The organism is Dankookia sp. GCM10030260 (genome assembly GCF_042666655.1).
Lineage (GTDB): Bacteria > Pseudomonadota > Alphaproteobacteria > Acetobacterales > Acetobacteraceae > Paracraurococcus.
In genome coordinates, this window is the sequence record NZ_JBHTDE010000003.1 from 1 (window position 1) to 23,953 (window position 23,953).

General features: G+C 65.2%; 16 protein-coding genes and 2 pseudogenes. 7 read left to right on the forward strand and 11 right to left on the reverse strand.

What is annotated here, in order from left to right:
• A pseudogene (locus tag ACFQS7_RS11690) lies at positions 1–488 on the forward strand (IS630 family transposase); the annotation flags it as partial.
• Positions 489–1,011: 523 nt separating this feature from the next.
• On the opposite strand, the gene ACFQS7_RS11695 reads toward ACFQS7_RS11690, so the two are convergent.
• Both ACFQS7_RS11695 and ACFQS7_RS11700 read right to left on the reverse strand, forming a co-directional pair.
• Positions 1,012–1,539, reverse strand: a complete 528-nt coding sequence (locus ACFQS7_RS11695) for a DMT family transporter (RefSeq protein ID WP_380067252.1) — start codon at positions 1,537–1,539, stop codon at positions 1,012–1,014.
• Between the two features lie 129 nt (positions 1,540–1,668).
• The gene (locus ACFQS7_RS11700; protein ID WP_380068009.1) at positions 1,669–2,460 is read right to left on the reverse strand and encodes a DMT family transporter; all 792 of its coding nucleotides are present in this window, start codon (positions 2,458–2,460) and stop codon (positions 1,669–1,671) included.
• Here ACFQS7_RS11700 and ACFQS7_RS11705 point away from each other — a divergent pair.
• A complete protein-coding gene (locus tag ACFQS7_RS11705; RefSeq protein ID WP_380068028.1) occupies positions 2,378–2,593 on the forward strand; it encodes a hypothetical protein in 216 nt (71 codons plus the stop codon). The two genes, ACFQS7_RS11700 and ACFQS7_RS11705, sit on opposite strands and share 83 nt — an antisense overlap.
• Positions 2,594–2,616: 23 nt before the next feature.
• On the opposite strand, the gene ACFQS7_RS11710 is transcribed toward ACFQS7_RS11705, so the two are convergent.
• Entirely contained in the window at positions 2,617–3,168 is a 552-nt protein-coding gene (locus tag ACFQS7_RS11710; protein ID WP_380067253.1) for a GNAT family N-acetyltransferase, read from the reverse strand.
• 263 nt (positions 3,169–3,431) lie between these two features.
• Here ACFQS7_RS11710 and ACFQS7_RS11715 point away from each other — a divergent pair, with 263 nt between their 5' ends.
• From ACFQS7_RS11715 to ACFQS7_RS11725, 3 genes are all read left to right on the forward strand, one after another.
• Entirely contained in the window at positions 3,432–4,448 is a 1,017-nt protein-coding gene (locus ACFQS7_RS11715; RefSeq protein WP_380067254.1) for a TRAP transporter substrate-binding protein, read from the forward strand.
• 3 nt (positions 4,449–4,451) lie between these two features.
• The gene (locus ACFQS7_RS11720) at positions 4,452–7,829 is read left to right on the forward strand and encodes an EAL domain-containing protein (protein WP_380067255.1); all 3,378 of its coding nucleotides are present in this window, start codon (positions 4,452–4,454) and stop codon (positions 7,827–7,829) included.
• 131 nt (positions 7,830–7,960) lie between these two features.
• Positions 7,961–8,308: a YciI family protein gene (locus ACFQS7_RS11725; protein WP_380067256.1), complete on the forward strand. Its 348-nt coding sequence runs from the start codon at positions 7,961–7,963 to the stop codon at positions 8,306–8,308.
• A 247-nt stretch (positions 8,309–8,555) separates the two neighbouring features.
• Here the strand turns inward: ACFQS7_RS11725 and ACFQS7_RS11730 are convergent, their stop codons facing one another.
• The 3 genes from ACFQS7_RS11730 to ACFQS7_RS11740 form a co-directional block, all read right to left on the reverse strand.
• Positions 8,556–9,332 carry an IS630 family transposase gene (locus ACFQS7_RS11730; protein WP_380067257.1) on the reverse strand — a complete coding sequence of 259 codons (777 nt, stop codon included), beginning with the start codon at positions 9,330–9,332 and terminating at the stop codon, positions 8,556–8,558.
• A 295-nt stretch (positions 9,333–9,627) separates the two neighbouring features.
• Entirely contained in the window at positions 9,628–10,836 is a 1,209-nt protein-coding gene (locus tag ACFQS7_RS11735) for an IS256 family transposase (protein WP_380067258.1), read from the reverse strand.
• Positions 10,837–10,910: 74 nt separating this feature from the next.
• Complete coding sequence (locus ACFQS7_RS11740) at positions 10,911–11,186, reverse strand: hypothetical protein (RefSeq protein WP_380067259.1); 276 nt, start codon at positions 11,184–11,186, stop codon at positions 10,911–10,913.
• A gap of 117 nt (positions 11,187–11,303) precedes the next feature.
• Between ACFQS7_RS11740 and ACFQS7_RS11745 the strand changes: the two are divergent.
• Positions 11,304–11,619, forward strand: a pseudogene (locus ACFQS7_RS11745) (IS630 family transposase); the annotation flags it as partial.
• Positions 11,620–11,999: 380 nt separating this feature from the next.
• Here the strand turns inward: ACFQS7_RS11745 and ACFQS7_RS11750 are convergent.
• The 5 genes from ACFQS7_RS11750 to ACFQS7_RS11770 all read right to left on the reverse strand — a co-directional run bounded on the left by ACFQS7_RS11750 (position 12,000) and on the right by ACFQS7_RS11770 (position 22,192).
• Positions 12,000–13,403 carry a sigma-54-dependent transcriptional regulator gene (locus ACFQS7_RS11750; RefSeq protein WP_380067260.1) on the reverse strand — a complete coding sequence of 468 codons (1,404 nt, stop codon included), beginning with the start codon at positions 13,401–13,403 and terminating at the stop codon, positions 12,000–12,002.
• Between the two features lie 38 nt (positions 13,404–13,441).
• A complete protein-coding gene (locus tag ACFQS7_RS11755; protein WP_380067261.1) occupies positions 13,442–14,839 on the reverse strand; it encodes a sensor histidine kinase in 1,398 nt (465 codons plus the stop codon).
• A gap of 719 nt (positions 14,840–15,558) precedes the next feature.
• A complete protein-coding gene (locus ACFQS7_RS11760) occupies positions 15,559–19,293 on the reverse strand; it encodes a peroxidase family protein (RefSeq protein WP_380067262.1) in 3,735 nt (1,244 codons plus the stop codon).
• Positions 19,294–20,797: 1,504 nt separating this feature from the next.
• A complete protein-coding gene (locus tag ACFQS7_RS11765; protein ID WP_380067263.1) occupies positions 20,798–21,400 on the reverse strand; it encodes a hypothetical protein in 603 nt (200 codons plus the stop codon).
• 9 nt (positions 21,401–21,409) lie between these two features.
• On the reverse strand, positions 21,410–22,192 hold the full coding sequence (locus ACFQS7_RS11770) for an NTP transferase domain-containing protein (protein ID WP_380067264.1): 783 nt from the start codon (positions 22,190–22,192) through the stop codon (positions 21,410–21,412).
• 100 nt (positions 22,193–22,292) lie between these two features.
• Here ACFQS7_RS11770 and aepX point away from each other — a divergent pair, with 100 nt between their 5' ends.
• Positions 22,293–23,951: a phosphoenolpyruvate mutase gene (gene aepX / locus ACFQS7_RS11775; RefSeq protein ID WP_380067265.1), complete on the forward strand. Its 1,659-nt coding sequence runs from the start codon at positions 22,293–22,295 to the stop codon at positions 23,949–23,951.
• Positions 23,952–23,953: the final 2 nt, after the last annotated feature.

Here is a 23,953-nt window from a genome sequence, read left to right on the forward strand (position 1 = left end):
AGGGTAGGGCAGAAGAACAAGATCACCCGGCGCTGGACCCGACGCGGCACCAGGCCCACGGCGCCGCAGGATCAGCGCACGGCGTCGACCTATATCTTCGGCGCCATCTGCCCCAAGGTGGGCAAGGTGGCGGGCCTTGTCCTGCCCCACTGCAACACCGCCGCGATGAGCCTGCACCTCGCCGAAATCTCGGCGGTCGTGGCACCGGGCGCGCATGCCGTGCTGCTGCTCGACCAGGCCGGCTGGCACCTGTCGGACAAGCTCGAGCGGCCGTCGAACATACCCTCGTCCCGCTGCCGCCGAAGTGCCCTGACCTCAACCCGGTCGAAAACACTTGGCAGTTCATGCGGGACAACTGGCTCTCGAACCGCGTCTTCCGCTGCTACGACGACATCGTCGACCACTGCTGTCACGCCTGGAACCGCCTCGTCGAGCAGCCCTGGACCACCATGTCCATCGGACTGCGTGACTGGGCTCACAGGTTCTGATCAGCGGGACTTGGTATTACTCAACCATTTTCCCTCGCGGTGGGTAACGCCGTAAGCCGCCTGTTTTCTGTGGTTCTTCGCGCAGACCTTGATCGTGCATACGCGGAACGAGGATGGACATCTCTCTCCGACGGGCACGTTTTCTCCGGACCTTGAGAGTAGCTGTTTTTCCTAACAAGGCATAACCGCCTGAAATTATTCAGTATTGCGTGGCGTCAGGCGATTGTGCTGCCGATCGCCTGTCTGTCAATTCTGGAAGCGCAAATTTCGCTCGCTTTACCCAAGCTTTCGCTCATTCGCCGCGCCTTGATCGACGGCAAAGGGATCAACCTGACAGTACTTTTGCGTCTCACCGGTACCACGGGCACCGCTCAGTCGGGCTGCTGCCGCGGCTCCAGCGTTGAAGGCGCCGCGGGACTACCAGAGCGATCGCACCCATTACGCCGGCCAGGGCGGTTACGTTGAAGGGGGGCAATCGCGGCCTGAGCGAGCACCGCGTTGCTGCCGACCCCGTTGCAGGGCATCACCAGCACCAAGAGGCTGGCGGCGTTCCCAGCCGCAGTTGCCAGGCCGTGATCAGCAGCGCGGGGCTGCGGAAGCGCAGCTTCTTGTCGAGCACCGTGCCGGCGCCGAAGGTGGCGCCCGCCAGCAGGCCCAGCGCGACGCCAAGGCCCTTCGGGCCCTCGGGCCCTATCGTGCCGGCGAGCACCAGCAGCACGGCAGCGAGCCCAAGGCCGAGTGCCATCGGGGTGCGGCGGTCGAGCCGCTCGCCGAGCACCGGCACCGCCAGCAGTGAGGCCCAGAGCGGCATCGTATAGTTCAGGATGGCAGCCTGCCCCGGCCCGACCAGCATCACGCCGGCAATCAGTGCGAAGGGAAAGACCACCATGATTGGCAGGCTGAGCGCGAGCGCGCTGCGCCACTCCTCTCGGTGCGGACGAGGTGGAAAAGCCCGTCCAGCAGGTTCCTCGTATCCGTGCTGCTCGGGCGCCCACTGGACTTGGCCGGAGCCGAAGCGCCTAACCATCACGCTATCAGCGGATGTCCACATGGCGGTTTGTCGAGCGGAAATGGCCTGAATGCCGCCCGATGGGCGAGGATCAGCCGGTCAAACCAGCCTCGTCAACCCTTAGCAAAGGGGCACTAAAAAACGACATCTACCTTCTTGCGATTCTTGCAATCACCTGAAGGACGTGAATGCTGCCCCAACAACAATCATTGCGCCACCGATTATCAATCCAAGACTGATCGCCTCGTTAAGCATCAGGGTTGAAATTAAGATGCCGACGACCGGAATGATCATGAAACAGATCGCGGCGGCCGTTGGCGTCAACCGCCTAGAAAGCTCGATGATGCAACATGTCCCAAACGGGGCGACCACGAATCCATTGAACACTGCCAGTGGCAAGGCCGCCAACGGGATTCCGCCGCTCGGCTCCAGAACGAGAGCCAAGATGACCAGCAGAGCTGCGGACAGTCCAAAGGCCCACGGGAGCAATTCGATGACCTGTAGCTTTGGTGGATACGCTTTGGTCACGATGATCGTGCAGGCCCAGGCAAACGCCGCGGCCAAGAGAGATGCGTAGCCCCACACTGTGCTGACATCGGCGGGACTGATCGACCAGGGTTCAATCACGATAGCCACGCCGACCAGAGTCAGTGCTGCAGCAAACCATCGGCCGATAGGCTCCCGGTGCCGCGAGATCGCCGCGAGCGGCACCACCCAAATGATGGCCGCGTTCGACAAAATGGCCGTATGCCCCGCGGGCACGAACTGGACGGCGAAGTGGCAGAACAGGAAAAAGATGGTCAACTGAAGGATGCCGATTGCCATCAGGGCCGGCAGATCTAAGCGAGACGGCCTGCGCAGATGACCGAAGGAGATGACCATGAGCATCAAGGCGAAAGCCGCCAAGCCGGAGCGGCTCGCAGTCATCCAAATGGAAGTGGCGCCGGTAGAAACGATTGCCATCTTCACCGCAGGCCAGGACGCACCAAACAAAAAAACAGCAGAAAATAAAAGTATAAAATTAGACTTTATTAGTTTTTTTGAGAAGCCGACAAATAGAAAACTAAAATTTGCAAGTTTCATTTATTTGTACTGAAATTTTGACGTGTGGGTTCTATGTTATTGAGCCGCGTCGACATTCTCACACTCAGCAATTTGCTGCATGCCAATCGTGTCCAGACGATAGTACACTCTTGGCAGTTGCCGAGCACCTTCGCCGCTGTAAAGCTTCCGGGCGTTCAGATTGTCAACTTCCGCTGTCCAATCCAGGGCGGAGAACCCCTGGCAGAGCGTCAGTGCTGCCGCAGCCCGCAGCAAGGCGCGAGCGACACCGCAGCGGCGCATATCTGCGGCAACGTAAAGGTCACGAATATAGAGCGAGCGTGAGAGCTCATTCGCCGGGAAGCTGACATTGAGTACAATCGCCCCGGCGAGCCCGCTGCCTAAGACGTTTGCCACCAGGATACGCGGCTCGAAACCATCGCGTTGCTGCGCGTCACAGGCCTGTATTGCCGCCTGCATTGCATCGATTTCCGTAACAGGCTTGCCATAGTGGCGCTGCATCTCGGCCCAAAGAATGGCCAAAGCCTCCACATCCTGTGGGATCAGGCGCCGAATCGAATAGGAACGTTCTGCGACCATGCTGGATCCAGCACCTTGATGCAATTCCATCTGTTACTCCCCCCCATCCAATGAGCAGAAACATCCTCGCAGGAATCTACCTGTGGTAGATCGCCGTCAAAGCGCTCGCCTTGTGGTATATATTATACCCAAAAATAAAATCCAGAGTTGCATGATATGGCATGTGCTGATTATCCTGACCCGCCCTCGCCAGGATCGGGATCCCACGGATGTATTCTGATTTTCTAAATAGTTTAAAAATCGTTTTGGTTCATTGTGTGAGGGGCGTTGCACTCTCAGCTTGTGCCGGCCTGATGCTCGTTGCCGGGGGCTGCCATCCGGGCCATGCGGACCCTCTCGTGCAACTTGATGTTGTCGGGGGCCTAGGCGGTGTCCAGCAATATGACAGGCACGAGGCGCCCTTTTGGATCAAGCGCCTTCCGGAGCTCACGGGTGGCCGCGTGCAGGCGCAAATCGTTCCCTTCGACCGTAGCGGCATCCGCGGCCAGGAGATTCTGCAACTGCTTCGTCTCGGTGTGGTCTCCTTCGGTAATGTTCTGCTTGGCCTTGCCGCCGCGGACGAGCCCGAACTGAACGCGATCGACCTGCCGCTACTAAATCCGGACATGCCTGCATTGCGTCGGACCGTTGCCTTGTGGCGCCCTCGACTCGAAGCCATGCTGCAGGAGCGCTACGGCCTTGTCCTCCTCGCGGCCTACACCTATCCGCCACAGGTCGTGTTCTGTCGGAAGCCATTTAGCGGGCTGTTCGACTTGGCTACCCGTCGGATTCGCACGTCATCGGTCGGCCAGTCGGAACTGGTGACGGCGCTGGGCGGCATCCCCGTGGTCATTCCTTTCGCCGAGATCGTCCCTGCGATGCGGATTGGCGTCGTCGATTGCGCGATTACCGGTGCACGATCCGGAAACTCCATCGGACTGCATGAGGTATCGACCCATATTTCACGCCTCGGCGTGAGTTGGGGCGTCAGCGTCTTCGTCGCTAACCAAGCGGCTTGGGACGCGCTGCCGACCGAGCGCCAGACGGAGCTTCGTCGCGGGCTTGCGACGCTGCAGGACGAGATCTGGGACGCTGCTGACAGCGAACGGCAGGAAGGCTTCGACTGCAACGCTGGCCGCCCAACCTGCACCAGCGGGCGCCTCGGCCAGATGACGATCGTCGAGGAAAGCTGGCAGGACGATGCGCGGCGCATCAAGTTGCTAAAGGACGTCGTCGTGCCCAATTGGGTAAGGCGATGCGGCAACGAATGCGCCGACGAATGGAATCGTCGCATGGCGCCAGAACTCGGCATCGCCGCGAAGGCGCGCTAGCCGATGCCTGGCCGTAATCCCCGCCACGCGATCCTTCTCGTCGCGGCATCCCTGCTATTCGTCATCGGCGTCGGTACCGCGCTGCTGCTAGACCGAATGCACCAAACCGCACTCGACGGGGCGGACAGATTGGTGCAGCGCGCCGCCTCCGTAGTGGAAAGCACCGTCAACCGGTTGTTCCTGCAGATTGACGGTACTCTCGCCAGCCTGCCCGGCCTGATCGGCCAGTTATCCCGTGACCAGGGGTTCGATGCTGAAGAGGTGTCGCGCATCCTGCGGAGCATCAACTTCCAGAACCTGAACTTCCGCGATCTGCTGCTAGTGCAGCCGGACGGCATCGCCTGGGCCAGCGCGCGGTCTTCCTCGAAGAACCGCGCGCTGCCGATCGATCAGGCAGATCTTGGCACGGTTCCTCGATCTGGCGCCGTGAGCATAGTCGGGCCGGTGCAGAACCCGACGACCGGGGAATGGGCACTGTTCTTCGCTCGGCCCGTGAAGCTGCCCGGCACTGGCGCGCTCTATGCTGCTGCCGAGGTGCCCGTCCCGCTCATTGCCACGCTGCTGAAGCCTGCGGCCGAGATTCCCGGACTACACGTCGCGGTGACCCGCACCAATGGTCGCCTACTGGTCGGCCTGCCGCATGATGAGGATCGCATCAGCGCACAGGCGGCCGAAAGCGTGGTGTCCGGCCAAGCAGACGAAGCAGCCCGCGGCTTAACGGCGACGACGGCGCTGATCACCGCAACGCGCCCGACACTTTATCCGACCATCGCGATCGCCGTAACTCTGGACGCGGGCGCCGGGGTCACGGAGTGGCAACGCGACCGCGATCAACTGTTCGCCGTGGCGCTTGGTGCTTCCGTCGTAGTGGTTGCCCTGGCCATGGCAGCGCTGTTGGTGGTGCAGCAGCGCGAACGCACGGAGCGCGAACGCCAACGCGCCCGCGCAACGCTCGAACGCGCCATCGACTCGATGTCGGACGGATTCGTCATGTTCGACGCTGAGGATCGCCTGGTGGTCTGCAACGAACGGTACAAGAATCTTTACAGTGTCAGCGCGCCCTTCATCGTGCCGGGGGCCAGCTTCGAGCATATCATCCGTGAAGGCGCCAGGCACGGCCAGTATCCGCAAGCCGGAGACGATCTGGAGCGCTTCATCCAAGATACCGTCGCTTGGCATCGCGGCAACCATCCGCCGATGGAACGGCTGCTGCCGGATGGGCGCTGGCTACTCATCACCGAAACATCGACGCCGGATGGCGGAACGGTAGGCATACGCACTGACATAACTGCGCTAAAGCAGGCAATGTGGGAGCTGTCGATCAGTGAGCGGCGTTACAGCGCCCTCGCCAAGGCGGGCGCGATCGTAACTTGGCACGCCAGCGCTGATGGAAACATCCTCGAGGCGCCTGGCTGGGCCACCTTGACCGGACTTCCCGATGAGTCGCTACGCGATGGCCGTTGGCTTTCGGTTATCCATCCTGAAGATCAGGCGGGGCTCACACCGAACTGGGTAGCGCTCGCCGCGGCGGACGCGTCCATCGATGCGGAGTTCCGGATCCTGACGGGCGATGCCTGGCGCTGGGTACGGGTCCGTGGTGTGCCAGTGTACGAGCCGCAGCAACGCACGCCTCTGGAATGGGTCGGTACGATTCATGACGTGCATGACCGCCGCGTCGCGCAGGCCGCCCTGGCGGAAAGCGAGGCGCGCTTCATCCGCGCCATCTCCGCCGTGGGCATGGGTACTTGGGACTGGGACTTGGCGACCGACGTACTGCACCTCTCGCCTGGCTATGAGACGTTGTACCAGAAGGTGGAAGGCTCTCTGCCGACGGCGCGCGCCGCGACCGAAGCGATGCATCCGGACGACATGGCGATGGTCACCTCGGCAATCGACAAGGCTCTGCACGGCATTGACGGCGACATCTACGACATCGAATTCCGCATCATCCAGCCCTGCGGCGGTGTACGTTGGTTGCGCATGCAGGGGCGGGCGGAGCGCGGTGCCGACGGCAAAGCTATCCGCATGAGTGGCGTGACGCAGGATGTTACCGCAAAGCACGATGCACAGTTGCAACTGGCGCACATGGCTCGGCATGACGCCCTGACTGACCTGCCGAATCGGACCCTGTTGCGAGAACGCATGGATGTGGCGATGGCTGGTGCCAAGCGGGGCAATGCCAGCGCGATATTTTGCCTGGATCTCGACCGCTTCAAACAAGTGAACGACACCCTCGGCCATCCGGTGGGGGATGCATTGTTGAAGGCGGTCACAGACCGTCTCATGTGCTGCATCCGCAAGGGTGATATGATTGCGCGCATCGGCGGTGACGAATTCGCCATCGTGCAGTCTTCGGTCAACCAGCCGAGCGATGCGACAGCGCTCGCACGCCGGGTCATCTCCGAAGTCAGCCGGCCCTACGAACTTGAGGGTAACCGCATCGTCATCGGCACCAGCGTTGGCATTGCCATCGCTCCGCAGGACGGGACAGATTCTGATCGGCTACTGCGCAGCGCCGACCTTGCACTGTACCGGGCAAAGACCGAAGGCCGCGGCACCTACCGGTTCTTCGAGCCGGAGATGAATACCCGCATGCAGGCCCGGCACGAACTGGAGATCGATCTCCGCCGTGCACTTGTGCAGCAGGAATTCGAAGTTTTCTACCAGCCTCTGATCGATATCCGGACGCGACAAGTCTGCAGCTTCGAGGCCCTGCTGCGCTGGCGGCACCCGGTGCGCGGCTTGGTCCCGCCCGACAGCTTCATCACGGCGGCAGAGGAGCTGGGGCTCATCGGCCAGATTGGCGAGGTGGTGCTCGCCCGAGCCTGCGCCGAGGCAACCCACTGGCCAACTGAGATCAAGGTCGCGGTCAACCTGTCCCCGGCGCAGTTCGCCGATCATGGCATCATGAGCTTGGTGATGGGCGCCCTGCGGCGTTCAGGGCTAGCGCCAGACCGGCTTGAGCTCGAGATTACTGAGACACTCCTGCTACAGGAGAGCGAAGACGTGCTGTCAACGCTTCATGACCTGCAGCAGCTTGGCGTGACGATTGCGATGGACGATTTCGGCACGGGCTACTCTTCGCTAAGCTATCTTCGCAAGTTTCCCTTCAAGAAGGTCAAGATCGACAAGTCGTTTATCAGCGAACTGGTCAACGACCCAGGTAGCGCTGCCATCGTGCATGCCGTCCTCGACCTGTGTCGGAAGCTCGGCATCAAGACGACCGCCGAGGGAGTGGAAACCGAGCAGCATCTGGCGTGGCTGGATGCGGCGGGATGCGTCGAGGCGCAGGGCTTCCTGTTCAGCGCGGCCCGGCCGGCTGCGGAGCTTCCGCTGCTCCTGCAACTAGTTCATGGCTCAACAACCGAAGCCATTGCCTGATCTGCCGTAAAATTCGCGGGTAATAGCCAAGGGTCGCCGTAGCACTCTTCCGGGGTAGCGGCGTCGGACGTAGACCCTACGAAAAATGCTGCGAAGTATCCAAGTACGACATCAGCAAGGAAAAAAAGATTATGCCATTGTTTGCCATCGTTGCCTACGACAAGACCGATGACGAGGCGCCAGCCCGACGTCGCGCAGCGCGGACCGCCCATTTCAAGCGCATGACGAATGCCGTTAAACGTAAGCTAATTCATTTTGCAGGTAGTATGATAGCGGACGATGGGACTATGAAGTGTTCGATCGTGATCTGCGATTTCCCGGAGAGGGCCCAGTTGGACCAATGGATTAGCGAAGAACCTTACGTAATGAACGGCGCTTGGGATCGTATTGAGGTTGCCCCATTGTTTTCGGCTGTCGAAAATGGAGAAATTACGCAGTCTTGGTTAAAATTGATGGAAGCTCATATTTCAAATAGTTGAATATTTGGCAGGATCGGCGGCCGATTAATTTTTGTTTGAGGCTTCCCTAGATAGCTCAGGTCTATCTAACGCTTGTGTAGTGAGGTAATCCAACGGCTCAGGGTCTGAGGTCTCCCTCGATTTCCAGACAGAGGGTTTCCATGATCTAAATAGATTTCAAAGATCATGATGGTCACCGTCACCGGTGACCGCTTGCAGAAAGCCAGCGGTCACGTGCGGGCAGAAATTCGTCGAGTGCCGGTCGAGGTCACGTACCATGGCCGATCCGAACTGGTCGTGATGTCGGTTGAGGACCATGCGCTGCTCCGCACGAACCGGCGGCTGGCCTTTCTGCGAGTGGACAGGCCTGGCGCCAAGATCGAGCCGATTGCCAGCAACCGCATGTCGCCAGAGCATGCCGATCTAGACGTGCTGATGGACGACTGAGACGTTGCCGCTCCCGAAACCGAAGCTTGGCCTTGTCGTGCAGTACGGCTTCGTTTGAGCGGACGCCGGCCGCCGCTCCCCGCCCGATGACGGCAAGAGGCACCCGGCCTAGGGTCTGCCAGGCGGTGATTGAAGCATATCCGGCGTTTCGGAGGTAGGCGGCGCACTCCTGTGAGGAGAAGGCGCCGAGCAGGTCGCCAATCCTTCGCCAGATTGCCTCGACGGATCGCGCGTCGGCCTTACGCAGCAAGGTCCTGAGTTTGGCGAAGACCATCTCGATTGGGTTGAGGTCTGGGCTGTAGGCCGGCAGGAAGAACAGTTTGGTGCCGACGGCGCGGAGTGCTGCGCGGACAGGCTTGCCTTTCTGGCTGCCAAGGTTGTCGGCGATGACGATGTCGCCGCGCCTCAGCGTTGGTGCCAGGAACTGGCTGACCCAGGCAGTGAAGGAGAGGCCGTTGATCGGCCCGTCGATGACGCAGGGCGCGACGATGCGGTCGTGCCGCAGGCCGGCGAGGAAGGTGAGCGTCTTCCGGTGCCCGTGCGGAACCTTGGCCAGCAGCGGCGTGCCGCGCGGGCTCCAGCCGCGGGTGCGCGTCATGTTGGTCCTGGCCCCGTTCAAGGCAGTGCCTTGAACCATCGACAAACACCAGGCGGGCGGGACAAGCCGGTGCTGATGCGTCCGCCAGCGGGTCCGCCGGCGCGCCAGGTCCGGCCGTTCCGTCTCGCTGGTCAGCAGGGTGTTTTTTGAAGCTGAGGCCTTTGCGGTGCATGAAGCGCCAGACAGTGTCGTGCGACACCGCAATGCCCGCGGCACGCAGGTCGGCGGCCAGGGCGCGCACGGTAGCGTCCGTCAACGTGGTGGAATTTGCTGCTGGGCTTGGTGCGGCCACGGCTCAGGCGGGCCTGGGTGGCAGTTGCAGGGTCTCGTTGGTGGGCACTGGGTTGAGCATCTCGCCCATGGCCTCGACGCCCATGTAGCGGTGCTGCATTTGCCATTCGTCATTGGCCTCGAGCAGGACGGCGCCAATGAGGCGGATGATGGAGGGCTCGGAGGGAAAGATGCCGACTACGTCGGCGCGGCGCTTCACCTCCTTGTTCAAGCGCTCCAGCGGGTTCGTCGAGTGCAGCTTGGTCCTGTGCTGCGCTGGGAACGCCATGTAAGCGAGCACGTCGTCCTCGCTGTCGTCCATGAGGGTGCCGAGCTTGGGCCAGCGTTCGCGGAGCTGGTCGGCGACGTGGCGCAAGGTCTGTCGTGCGCTGGCCTGGTCGGGCTGCAGGAACGCCTGACGCAGCGCGGCGGATGCCATGGACTGCTGGGCCTTGCCGACATGGGCCAAGGCATTCCTCATCCAATGGACCCGGCACCGTTGCCACGTCGCGCCGAGCACGCGGGCGATCGCCGCCTTGAGCCCTTCGTGGGCATCGGAGACGACCAGCTTCACGCCTCTCAGGCCGCGCTTCACCAGGCTCCTGAGAAAGCTGGACCAGAAGGTCTCGGCTTCGGAGGGGCCGATGTGCAGGCCGACGATCTCGCGCCGTCCCTCGGCATCGCAGGCCACGGCGATTATCGCCGCGACGGAGACGATCCGGCCGCCCTCGCGCTGCCGGAGATAGGTGGCGTCCAGCCAGAGATACGGCCACTCGCCGGAGAGCGGCCGGTCGAGAAAGGCCGAGACCCGCTCGTCGATGTCCTTGCAGAGCTTCGAGACGGTGGACTTCGAGATGCCGGACAGGCCCATCGCCTGCACCAGGTCATCCACCCGCCGGATCGAGACCCCGCCGATCCACGCCTCTTGGATCACCGCCACCAGGGCCTTCTCCGAAGTCTTCCGGGGCTCCAGGAAGGGCGGGTAGTAGCTGCCCTGCCGCAACTTCGGGATCCGGAGCTGCAGCGAGCCCAGCCGGGTGTCGAGCGTGCGGTCGCGGAAGCCGTTGCGGTAGTTCAGCCGCTCGCCGGTGCGCTCGTGCCGCCCGGCCCCGATCAGGCCTTCCACGTCGGCCTCCATCAGCATCTGCAGCACCGCCTCCGCGACGCTACGCAGGAAGTCACCATCCCCAGCTTTCGCCAGCAGGTCAGCCAGTGGCAGTCTCTCCTCGGTCATCGGGTCCTCGGCCGGTCAGGGGTGGGAGCCTCGCAATTCCACCCTAGCCGCCAGGTCCGATGGCCACCCCAGCCCTACACCCCGGCCGAAACCGGATTTTCCACCACCTCCACGGACGCTACCGCGCGCACCGTCCAGTCTACTTTCGATGCAAGCCGAGTGGTGACCGCATCGACCGCGCTCAGCAGCCTGAGCGGACGTTGGCTATCGCGCTTTTTAGCCGCAAGGCCCTGCCCAGCGCGGGCGAGTTGGCCAATCCGCACCGCACTGGCCACCGAAACCTCGAAGCGTGCCGCCGCCTCTCGGACGCTCGCGCCTTCCGTCAGCGCAGCGGCGATGCGCCAGCGCAAGTACAGGGAAAGTGGTCGAGCCATTGCCGCTGGCCTCCCACCCAGCAGCAATGTTGAATCACATCAGCCCCGCGTTGCGGAATCCCTTTTCCGATTCAGCTTCGCGCGACAAACTCTAACGGTCTCTCCTTCACTGCCTGGGTCAGCCAGTTCCTGGCACCAACGCTGAGGCGCGGCGACATCGTCATCGCCGACAACCTTGGCAGCCAGAAAGGCAAGCCTGTCCGCGCAGCACTCCGCGCCGTCGGCACCCAGCCCAGACCTCAACCCAATCGAGATGGTCTTCGCCAAACTCAGGACCTTGCTGCGTAAGGCCGACGCGCAATCCGTCGAGGCAATCTGGCGAAGGATTGGCGACCTGCTCGGCGCCTTCTCCTCACAGGAGTGCGCCGCCTACCTCCGAAACGCCGGATATGCTTCAATCACCGCCTGACAGACTCTAGCCGCCAGATCCGATGGCCACCCCAGTTCTACACCCTGACCGAAGCCGGATTTTCCACCACCTCCACGGACACTACCTTTGATACCGTGTGCCAACGGCTGCGATCTACGGAGGGAGTGAGCCCGACTGGTCAGCACTTGTCCATTGCTGGCAACTGCTTCCGCCCCTCCCCGGACTGCCCGGGATCGCTTCAGCGGCCCTTAGGCTTGCCAAGCCGAGCGGCGGATCCAGCGCCGGCTTACCGCGAGCCTTCGGCGCGTGCCCGCCGATGCGACCGCCACCCGGCGGGGGGAAAGCGCGGATCTGGTCGCATCCGCTGCCAGGGCTGACGCGAACTCCCGAAGCCACACCCGGACGGCGCCACCCGAACATCAATCTCGGCTGGCTTCGGAAGGACCGAGCTTGTTGAGGCGGTAGCGCAGTGTGTCGCGACTGACGCCGAGAGAGCGCGCCGCGCGTGAGACATTGCCGCCCGCTTGGGCCATCGCCCGGGCAATGACCAGCCGCTCTGCCTTGGTCAGGGTCAGCTCTCCGTCCTCCAGCAGGCCCTCGGCCGAGGCCATGGGCTGCCGCACGGCGGCCGGCGCCAAGGCGAAGTTCGCGGTATCCACCAGCGCATCCTCCGCGGACAAGACGGCCTGCTCGATCGCGTTGCTTAACTCTCGGACATTGCCGGGCCAGGCATGGCGGCGAATCAGCGCCTGTGCTCCGGCCGCAAGCCGAAGCCCCGGCCTGCCATAACGCCGGCCGTGCAAGGTGAGAAAATGCCGCGCCAGCAGCAGCACGTCATCGCCGCGGTCCCGCAGCGGCGGCACGTCGAGCGTGACGACACGCAAGCGGTAGTAGAGATCGGCACGGAACTGCTGGGCCGCCACCATCGCCTCCAGCGGCCGGTGGGTCGCGGTCACGAAACGCACGTCCACCCGCCGATCGCGCGTGCTGCCCAGGCGCCGCACCGTACGGTCCTCGATCAGCCTCAGCAGCTTGACCTGCAGCGCCAGGTCGAGGTCGCCGATCTCGTCGAGGAACATGGTGCCGCCATGCGCCGCCTCGACCAGGCCGAAGCGCCGCTCCCGCGCCTCGGCCGCGATGCCGCGCTCATGACCGAACAGCTCGCCTTCCAGCAGGTGCGCCGGGATCGCGGCGCAGTTCACTTCGATGAATGGGCCGGCGCAGCGGCGGCTGTCGAAATGCAGCGCCCGCGCCACCAGCTCCTTGCCGCTGCCCGTCTCGCCGCGGATCAGCACCGGCGGCGGAAGGTCGCCCGGCGCCAGGTGCCGTTCTGCCTCCAGCAGCCGGGTGATGCTGCGCCGGAGCGTGAGCGTCGCCGGAGCCTCACCCAGCATCTGGTCAAGTCCGCTGCCGCGCGCATCGCGGCCGCGGTAGTAGGACAGGGCGCCTTCCAGCCTTTCCTGACCGACCGCCCGCTCCACCGCCAGCTTCAGCTCGCCGAGGGCGATCGGCTTCGAAAGATAGTCGCAGGCCCCGGCCTTCATGGCATCGACCGCCACCTGGGTGCTGCCGTGCGCGGTCAGGATGATCGCCTTCGCTAAACCGTCATGGGCCCGGATGCGTGCCAGCACCTCCAGTCCACCGATATCCGGCAGGCCGAGGTCAAGCAGCACGACATCCGGGCCGAATTCCTGGAATTGCCGCAGCCCCTCCTGGCCGTTGGTGGCGATCCGGACCTCGAAGCCTTCGCGCTGCAGGTAGCGCTGGATATTGCGGGCCAGCACCGCCTCGTCCTCGACCACCAGGATCGCGCCCTGGGGCATCGCGCCATCCTGCGTCGCCTTGGACATAGCGCCTGAGCTCATTCCGTTGCCGTCCGCAGCCGGATGGTGACCGTGGTGCCCCGCCCCTCGGTACTGTCCAGCACCAGCGTGCCGGCATAGCTGGCGACGATGCGCCGCGCCAGCGCCAAGCCGAGCCCAGTGCCCTGCGGCTTGGTCGAGTAGAAGGGCCGCGCCACCCGCCGGACCACGTCGGGCGAAAGCCCGGGCCCGGTATCGGCCACGCGGATCTCCACCATCGATCCGTCGCGGTCGGCGGCGGTCTCGATCACCACCTCGCCGCCGCACGGCACCGCCTCGATCGCATTGGCGATGATATTGTCCATGGCGCGGCCGAGCAGTCCGGCCTCGGCGCATACCGCCGGTACCGGCGGCGTCCGCAGGGTCAGACGGACATCCCGGTCCCGCGCGAGGCTGGCGAAGCTGCGCGCAGCTTCGTCCAGCAGCGGGTTGACCGCGACAGAACTGGGCGCCATCGCCTCTCCCCGTGCACCAAGGAGCAGGTCGCGCACCCAGCCTTCGAGCCGGTCGGCTTCCCGCAGGATATCGCCCAGCATCTCGCGCCGGGCGGCGGGATCCTCCTCATCGACTGCCAACTCGGCCGAACTGCGCATGCTGGCCAGCGGATTGCGCACGCCATGCGCGACGGCGGAGGCGAAGGTACCGACGGTGGCGAGCGTTTCCGCCTCGATCAGTTGTTCGCGCTGGCTGCGCAGCAGCCGGTCGGCGCGGCGGATCATCCAGAACAGCATGGCGTACAGGAAGCCGGCGCTGGCAAGGGCAGCGGCCCAGACCATCCGCACGCCCTGGTCGATGGTGCGGAACAGCGAGCGCGGCAACCGGTAGATTTCCACCACGCCGATGACGCGGCCATCGCCTGCCGCCCGGATGGGCAGGTAAGCCTCCATGTACCGGTTGCCCTGTGCCTCGGCGCCGAAGCTGGCATATTCCGGTTTGATCTCCTGGGCGATCACGCCGTGTGCCACCGCGATTCCGCCAGCCAGCGCGTGCTGCAATTCGCGGTTTGCCAGGAACTTCCGACCGATCAGCGCCGGATTGCTCGACCACAGGACCGTGCCGTCAGCAGAATAGACATTGGCGCGTACGACATCGGGCAGCCGGGCGACGCTGCCGAAGAAGGCCTCGAGCTCCTGCGTCCCCGCCGAGGACGCATTGCCGGCGAAATACTCGGCCGCCGGCTTCACGATGACCTCGCTGCGAATGAAGTCTGCGCTCACCTCTGCATCACGCTGCAGCATCTGGGCGGAAAGGAAGCTGGTCAGCAGGCTGGCCAGGCCGATCGCGCTGACCGAGACCCAGAGCAGGCCGAGCAGGGCGAACCAGCGGACTAGGTTGAAGGGCTGATCAGCCGCCGGCGCCGGGGGGCCCGCACCCTCTGGAATCCTGCGGTCCGCCATGGGCTCCATCTGTGCGAGAAGATCGGGAGCGATGTGCATATCAGCTGGCCGTCATGTCACGCGAACCACACTGAACACATTGCCATGAGCGGGAGTGACGCGCCCCAACAGCGCCGCATGCCATCCAACATTGCAAGAGGCCGCAACATTCACTCTTTTGGTTCTGAAGCCCGACCTGCCGGTCGTTGGGACATGGCCGATTCCAGCGCCATGACGGCCCTGCCGTCGGGCATCGTGCCGGACGTTCCGTCTGCCGGGGCGGTCCGGCAGACACGCGATGGGAATGCTTGTCTGTCCGATGTGAATGGCGACGCTTCCCTGCCGATCCCGCAGGATAGCGCATCCGCATCGCCCGACGCTTCTGGTGGACTTGTCCGCGCACCAGGGCTTGCTCAAAGCCTGCCTATCCGGAGGATGACCGGCAGTCGTTCGCGGCCAATCTCGCTCGACCCTGCCGCATCCGGCCCATTGGCCCGGGGAGATGCCCGCAGGGCCGGAGAATGGTGGCACTTCGTCGCGGTTCGGAAGATGAAGCCCAGGCATCGCATCCACGTCACCTTTGCGGCGGAAGGCGAACCGGCGGCAGGGGGACTGGGCGGCCGAGCGGCTATTCCGGCTCCGCCCGCACAGCCCGAGATTTGGGTCGGCGGAGCGCCGGGAGACACAGGCCGGTCAGCCTGAAATTGCGACCGGCCCATTGTCCTGACGTTCCCGGGCCTTCAGCCGAAGACGCTGAAATCCTCGATCGTGAGTACCGGCTTGCCGCGCAGCGTCGCCAGCAAGACGGTACCGCCCGCGCCGCTGCCATCCGCATCGAACCACAGCGTGCCGTCCGTCGTGCGATAGACGAATTGCCCCGCCCCTGCCACCGCGTCCGCGGCACCATCCGCATTGGCCACGAAGCGATGGGCGCCGAGGCCATGGTCGCCGTCGTAGTCCACGGCGAAGCCCCAGGCGGAGATCTCGATCACGTCCTCCCCGCTGGTGAAGTCTAGGATGAGATCGCCGCCATCGGCAGCCAGCAGGAAGCGGAAGGCATCCGCCCCGTCGCCGCCGGCCAGGGTATCCGCGCCAGCGCCGCCATACAGCGTGTCCGCGCCCGCACCGCTGCCGGCCTCGGCGATGCGGATGCTCCGCTCGATCCCCCCGGCGGTCCCCTCACCGGTCAGCGACACCGACAGAGAGGCATCGCCATGCAGGAAATCGTCCCCCCCGCGGCCTTCCAGGAAATCGCTGCCGCCGCCGCCGAGGATGATGTTGCCCCCGGTGAAGCTGGTGTCACCCAGCAGCGCGGACAGGCCGACGATCAGGCTGGCATCCGCCAGCCCATCGGCCGCGAAGGAGTCGCCGGCCAAGGTATCGTCGCCGCCGGCGCCGGAAATGCCCTCGACCGCATCGATGTCAAGCGCCCAGAAATCAACTGCGATGCCGCTCGCCCCGCCGGCATGCGCCAGCCAGTCGAAGCCGCGACCGCCATCCATGCTGTCGTTGCCTGGGCCAAAGAGGATGACGTCGTCGCCATACTCGCCCCGGATGGTGTCGTCGCCGCCGCCGCCGGCCAGCACGTCGTCCCCGGCGATCGGAGTGACGCCGAAGGGATCGTTGTTGTCGCCGACGACCTCGTCGTCGCCCTCGCCACCCTGCAGCCAGTCGTTGTCCTCGTTGCCGAAGATCGCCCAGCCATCGTCGCCGGCGAGGATGGTATCGTTGCCCTGGCCGCCAAAGGCCTCCTTGGCGTCGGCGCCCGGCAGCAGCAGGTCGCGCCCCTTGCCGCCGAGCAGCAGGTCGTCGCCCTCGCCCGGGTCGATGGTGTCGTCGCCGTCGCCGCCCTTCAGGACATCGTCGCCCGCCATGCCCGACAGGCTGTCGTCGCCCGCATCGCCGACCAGGGCGTCGTCGCCCGCGCCGCCCGACAGCGTATCGCTGCCACCATCGCCCCAGAGCGCGTCGTCGCCGCCGCCGCCGGCCATGCGGTCGCCGGCATCGGTGCCGCCGAGCACCACGTTCTGGTCACCGAGGAAGGTGACGGTGCCGTCGGCCGCCGTCTCGACCAGCCCGGCCGGGAAGGTGGCGGGGTCTGAGAGCTCGATCGTATAGTCCATGACGGAGAAGATGTTGAAGGGCAGGTGCTCGAGGCCCGTGCTGCGCATCGCCAGCTCGGCGAAGGAGCTCTCCTCGAGCTGGACGAAGAAATTCAGCCCGGCGGTCCGCGCCAAGTAGTAGAAGCGGTCGCCGGATTGCAGCGATTCCAGCTGGGTCTCGAAGACGAAGTTGAATGTCGAGCCCAGCAGGCCGCCGGTCGCCAGCGTCTTTTCCGCCAGGCCACCGATCCAGAAGTCGATGTCGTCGATGCCGGTCGCCGCCGGGCCGCCGGCCCAGGCGCCGGTGCCGCGCAGGAAGTCCAAGCGGTCCGCCGGCCCGCCTTCGCCGCCCAGCACGATATCGGTCGCGGCGGCGCGCTTCGCCGCCAGCGTGGCGGCGCCGAGGATATCCGGATGCGTGCCGTAGGCCGCGATGAAGTTCACTAGGGAAGCCGGGTGCTTCAGGTTGTCGCCGAACTGCAGCCAGTTGTCGTAGGGCTTCAGCGCGGCATCGCCGTCGGTGGCGTCGTGGAATTGCCGGCGTGCCTCGTTCAGCCCCGGCACGCCGGTTTCCCGCGCCCGTGCCATGTTGATTGCGGCGAGGTCGAGCGGCAGGCCGAGCAGGTTGTTGCGCAGCGCGCCGGTGACGAATTCGTCGATCTCGTTGCCGGCCTGGCCGGTGGTGCCGCGGATGATGGCGGCCGCCGCCTCGTCCGGGGTGAGCGTGCCGCCATCGTTGTATGCGACAGGGTTGAGGAAGGCCTCGATCAGGCCGAGCTCGTCGGTGGTGCCGTCCGCCGCGGTGCGCGGCAGCGTCTCGGTCAGCATCGAATGGCCGAAGCGGTAGACGACATGAGCGAATTCGGCGACGATCGTCGGGTCGATCGTCACGTCATAAGCCTCGAAGGCGTCGATGTTCGGCTGGATGCGGCGGGCGAACTCTTCGAAGACGAGGTGCTGGTACTGCATCTCGGTGCCGAACTTCGCCGCCTGGAACAGCCGCTCGCCGTTCCACTCGCCTGGTGCGACCTGCCATTCTGCGATGAAGGCGGCGTCGCCGGTGGCGAGCACGGTCTGCTTGACCTGCTCGATCAGGCGGTTGTGCTCGGAATGAAAGACGTGGTGGACGGCGGTCAGGCCGATATTCTCGTTGGCGCGGCCATCGCCGGCGACGTAATGGGCGTCCAGCAGCTCATTGTCGTAGACGCCGTTGCCGGCGTCCGTGGCGCCGGAGACGACACCGCCGCCGGTCACCGCGTCGCTACCTTCCCCGGCCGCGCTGGCCAGGCCGATGACGTCGTCCGGATCGGCGGTGCGGCCGATCGGGTCGGCGTTGCGGGCGATGTCCTCGAGGAAGGCATGGCCGGTGCGGAGCGCCGCGGCGGTGCTGATCGGCGCGGCGGCGCTGCCCTCGAGCAGCCCGGTTCGCGTGACGATCTGCGGGAAGCCATGCGCGCCACGGAGGAAATTGCCATAGGCATCGGTCGCCAGCAGCGGCAGGTCGAGCACGTCAGCATCGGTCAGCTCGATGCCGAGGATCTCGCGCGCCTGCGCCTTGACCCCGCCCCAGGTAGCCAAGCCGCCATCGGCGCCGCCGAGCAGCCGGCCGGTCGTCACCGGACGGCCGGCGGTGTCGAGCACGTATTCGCGCAGGAAAACCTGATGCGAGGGGTGGGAGGTATAGGTCTGGTTCTGGTCGACGAAGGGCGTGGTCTTGTTCAGGTGCTCGCGCACGTCGTCCGCGGTCCCGAGGATGCCGTCGGCGCCGGGCTGGTTGGTTGCGCGGGTGAGGACCATGAAATTGGTCTCGTCGCCATTGTGCGCGATGCCGTCGGCGCCGTAGGGGTCGTAGAGCGGGTCGTCGGGCTGCAGCGTGATGAAGATGGTGCCGCTGCCGCCCTTCTCGACCAGGTCGAGGCCGTGGTCGAAGAACTGGCCGAACAGAGTAAACCAGGTGTTGAAGGGCGCGGCGTCCGGGTCGCCGGGCTCGGCGTTCGGGATCGACAGGCTGCCGCCGCCGGTGAGGCCGGAGACGGTGACGGCGGCCGGGTTGGTCGCGCTCTGGTCGACGATGAGGTTGCTGATGATCCGCGGCTCCGGATCCGCCACCAGGCCGCTGGTCTGGGCATAGGAGGTGGCAGTCGCCGGCATCCCGCCCGGCCCGTCCAGGTCGAGCGTGCCGGCATCCCCGAAGCTCGGCGTCAGCAGTCGCCGGAACAGCAGGTCGGAGGAGCCGTAGCCTTCCTGGCCGAGCAGGAGGTTGTTGTCGATGCCGGTCACCGTACGCAGGCCGAAGGGCAGCGTCGGGTCTTCGATCAGGTCGCTGAGCGGGGTTCCGCCCGCATTGGCCTCGGCAAGCCGTATCTGCTTCAACACGAAATCCAAGTCTTGCCGAGTGAAATCAACCATTGATTGGGTTCTTCCAAAAAAGCGACGAATATTTGAATCGGGTTAAAAGACCCGAAATGATACTGACATATGCGCGATTTGACCCAATTTTTGGTCGGACCGGCCCCTCTGCCGACCCGGGATCGTATCGTGCGGTTGCGAGGCGTTGTCGCCGGGGCATGGCCGCCTTTTGGCTCACGGGCCATGCGAGCGATCCAATCGGAGGTAGCCGACGGTCGGCACCGCAAGAAATCCGCCCAGGATCAACGACACGAGCCTCGCCGCGGTCCAGTAGAACCTCTCATCGATACGCGCGTTGTAAATCATAGGAAGATCGGGCCCATGATTCAGGGTGGGCCTGTCACCATCCCTCCACCCTATTCTCTTTGTCCGGAGCCACATGTCAGAAGCCGACCGCGTTTTCTCCCGCATGACCACGCCGGGGGACTTACCCGCTTCCGAAGAAAGGAAGTTCGTGCACGTCAATTCCCGGCGGCGTGGTGCGGTCGCAGGCCAGAGCCGCGTGGTCGAGGTCGTCCATCGCCGATCGAGCTGCGCGGCACCCCCGCTGGAGGCCGTTCAGGCCGCACCCTGGCCCGAGGAGCCTCAACGCTCCTCCGCCGCGACCCGGCCGCTAGGTGAAGTTCCAGCCGCCGTTGCCCCGGTTGGCCATCTCATGCCCGGCTGGGAGCGACTGCTGCCACCCCTTCAACCAGCCGAACCGGTCACTGGGGCTCTGGCCGCCGGCCGCCTGCGGCAGCGCACCGCCGGACCGGAGCGGATGGAAAAGCTGGCAGCATCAACCAAACGTAGCTTTGCCGATCCCTTCGCGGCGGACGACAGCGGCGCGAATTGCGTCCGTTGCGGTTACCTCGTTTCTCCAGCGCGGGAGCGACGCGGCCTGATGACCTGTGCGCAGTGCGGGTAGCGGGTCCATCATGGTCCGGTTGCCATGGACGCCGTCGACGGCAGCGGGCAGAGCCTGATCTCGCTGTGCCATGCGCCTGGCGCCATCATGGTGGTTTCGGGCCCGTTGTCCGGCAGATTGGCCGTCCCTTGTCCACGAATTGGCCTGACTTCCCACGTGCGCCGATCCCGCCGAGCGATGCCGGGGACCCGGAGCGCAGCTTTCCGTCTCCGGAGACCGGCACATGGAAACGGACGCGCATTGCGAACAGCGTACTGGGCGATGAGCCCCCGGCGCTCGTCGTTCGTCCTTGGCGCGTCCGGGAGCGACGCACGGGAGTCCAACCTCGGCAATGACGTGCGGAGGCGGCCCAGCAGCTCATCCAGGCAGATGAGGCGATTCCGGCGGGGGCTCTGCCCGTGCGCAGGCGCGCGGCAAGCCCCCTGCTTCCCATCGCCCTGCCGGCATGGCGCCTGAGGAAAGATTCTGGCGGTCCATGCCGCCAGCTTGGCCTGACCGCGCAGGCCAATCATCTCGCCGCCATGGGCGCCTCGGCCGGTGCAACCGGGGCGACCCTGGTCATCATCGGCCTGCCTGGCATTGCTGGGGCTGGCCGGTGACGGCATCCCGGCCATGCCCTGGCTGGGCGCGATCCGGCTGGCGCGCGGCGCCTGCGCGGCGCCGCTCGACACCGCGATGATCATCGGACGCAGGCCGGCGGACCGGCTCGGCCAAAGCGACCGCATTGCCTCGCGCCGGCTTCGTCGGCGGCAAGGCGCCGGGCGCCGCGATCTTCGCCTGTGCGCTTTCCGCCTTCGGCCTGCTGCTGTTGCTCGTCGCGCCGTTGGTCCTGGCGCCTGAAGCGCCGGGCGACAGCCGGCTTTCACCTCGGCCGCTGCCAGTCGTCGACGACCATGGGCCGGCGCCGACCCGGATGGTGCCGGCTCGGCTGCCGTGGCGGCTCCTGGCGGAGTTGCGCTGGCCTGGGACATCAGCACTGGCCGCGGTCTGCATCACCGTGGAAGTTGCGACCTCCGGCTTCGACCTGCGCACGGCGGTGGAGATGAGCCGGGCCGGCGTGGCTGGGATGCCGAGGCGTCGCGCCTGCCCGCCGCCACTGGACATGGTGCCGACCGGCATCGTCCCGGCGCTGGTCTTCGTTGCGTTGATCCCCGCCGTGATCACTGTTCCGATTCAAGGCCGCTCGGGCTTCTCCGGCTCGGACGCTCTCAGCTGCGGCAGCACGTCGGTACGGGCGCGGACGACATCGGCCTCGAAGTCGATCTCGATCCACGGCAGATCGGTCACGTCGCAGGCGCTGAAGCGGTCCGGGTGGGCCAGGATCAAGTCGCGGATCGCCTCTTCGTATTCGAGCCCGGCGCCATCTGCCGCCAGATGCGCAGCGCACCGATCAGCAAGGGCGGCCGCCATGCCCGCCGAGAATCGGAAGAACCCAACGGACTCGCCATGCCAGTCATGCGCATGTTCGGGCCGCTTGCGGAAATCGACGATACGTCCCTGGTAGAAGCAGATCTTCACCGGCTCATCGCCAGGCTCGATCTCGCGGTCTACCAGCAGGATGTTTTCACCCGGCGCATGCACCAGACGATCGATCATGCCTGGCTCGTACAGTACGTCGCCATCCATGAGCAGTACCGGCTCATCCGCCCGCAGCAGGTCCGACTGTGCCCAGAGAGAGACCAGGCTACCTTCGTGGTATCGCGGGTTGTACACGAAGCGGACGCAGTCGCTCCAACCGAGCCGCGCCACCTCCGCCTCGATCAGTTCATGGGCGAAGCCCACGGTGATACTGATATCCTGGACCCCGCATGCTTTCAACGCATCCAGGTGCCGCTGAAGGAGCGTGCGCCCGCCAAACTCAAGCAGGATTTTCGGCCGATCCTCCTGCGACCCGAGCCGCCGCCCGACGCCGGCGGCAAGGATGACTGCACGCGCTGTCTTCCGATGCTGCGACAATGACCGCTCCTGGTTGTGACAGTCTCGTGTAAATGACATTATCGCAGCCTCAGGCTATTGCCCAGACCATGAACGCGCGCGCCCTCGGAGACCTGGTTCCATGAACGACGCTGCATCAAGGGATTCGATCCGTATTGCAGCAGCACGGCACTCGCGTGTGACGCGGTTCGCTGCGCTGCGGCACCAGATCCAATCACCGTCGATGTCTTTCCTGATGGAAGCGCATGACGGGCTTTCGGCGAAGATCGTCGAGGAGGCCGGGTTCCGCGGCATCTGGGCCTCTGGCCTTACCATGTCGGCCTCGCTCGGCCTGCGCGACAGCAACGAGGCGTCGTGGACCCAGGTACTGGACGCGCTGGAATACATGGCGGATGCGACCAGCCTGCCTATCCTGGTGGATGGCGACACCGGCCATGGCAATTTCAACAATGTCCGCCGCTTCGTCCGCAAGCTGGGCGAGCGCGGCCTCGCCGGCGTCTGCATCGAGGACAAGCTCTTCCCGAAGACCAATTCCTTCATCGGCGAGGGCCAGGCGCTGGCCGATGTCGAAGAATTCTGCGGCCGCATCAAGGCCGGCAAGGACAGCCAGATCGATGACGACTTCGTCCTGGTCGCCCGGGTCGAGGCGTTGATCTCCGGCCTGGGCATGGAGGAGGCCCTGCGCCGGGCGGAGGCCTATCACCGCGCCGGCGCCGACGCGATCCTGATCCACTCGAAGCGCGCGGGTGCCGAGGAGATCCTCGATTTCACCCGGCGCTGGGGCAACCGGGCGCCGGTGGTGATCGTGCCCACCATGTACTACGCGGTGCCGACGCAGGTCTTCCGCGAGGCCGGCATCTCGACGGTGATCTGGGCCAATCACCTGCTGCGATCGGCGCTCGTCGCCATGCGCGAGACGGCCGCCCGCATCGCCGAGGATGAATCCCTGGTGCGGGTCGAGGGCCAGGTCGCGTCGGTGCAGGAGGTGTTCCGGCTGGTCGGCAATGCCGAGCTCGAACAGGCCGAGCGGCGCTACCTACCGGCCCGGCCGGCCGCGGCCGCGGTGGTGCTGGCCGCCTCGGCGGGCGACCTCGGCACTCTGACCGCGGACCGGCCGAAATGCATGGTCGACATCCGTGGCAGGCCGCTGCTCGGCAGCCTGGTGCATACGCTGCGCGAGAGCGGGTTGCGCGACATCACGGTGGTGCGCGGCTACCGCAAGGAAGCGGTCCAGCTTGGCGGGGTCCGCATGGTGGACAATGACCGCCATGCCGAGACTGGCGAGCTGTGGTCGCTCGCCTGCGCCCGGGACGCGATCCGGGGCGAGACGGTGATCGCTTATGGCGACGTGCTGTTCCGCCGCCACATCCTCGATGCCTTGCTGACCAGCGAAGCCGATATCGTGCTGGCGGTGGACAGCCTCGGCACTGCGGCGCGGGCGACCACCACGCCGCGTGACCTGGTGGCGGCCGACCGCGGCTTCTCCGGCGACTACCTGGACGACCTACCCGCCCAGCTCCGCCGCATCGCCCCCGACCTGCCGCCGGCGGAGGTCTGCGGCGAGTGGATGGGCCTGGTTCGGGTCAGCGCCGCCGGTGCCGGCTGGCTCCGGGAGGAGCTTGCGGCGATGGAAGCCGAGGGCCTGCTGGAGACCGCGGACCTGCCGCGCCTGCTGACCCGGCTGGCGGCCCGCCACCCGGTCCGGGTGCTCTACTTCACCGGCCACTGGCTCGATATCGACACGCTCGGCGACCTCGCCGAGGCCCGCAACCTCGGCTAGTC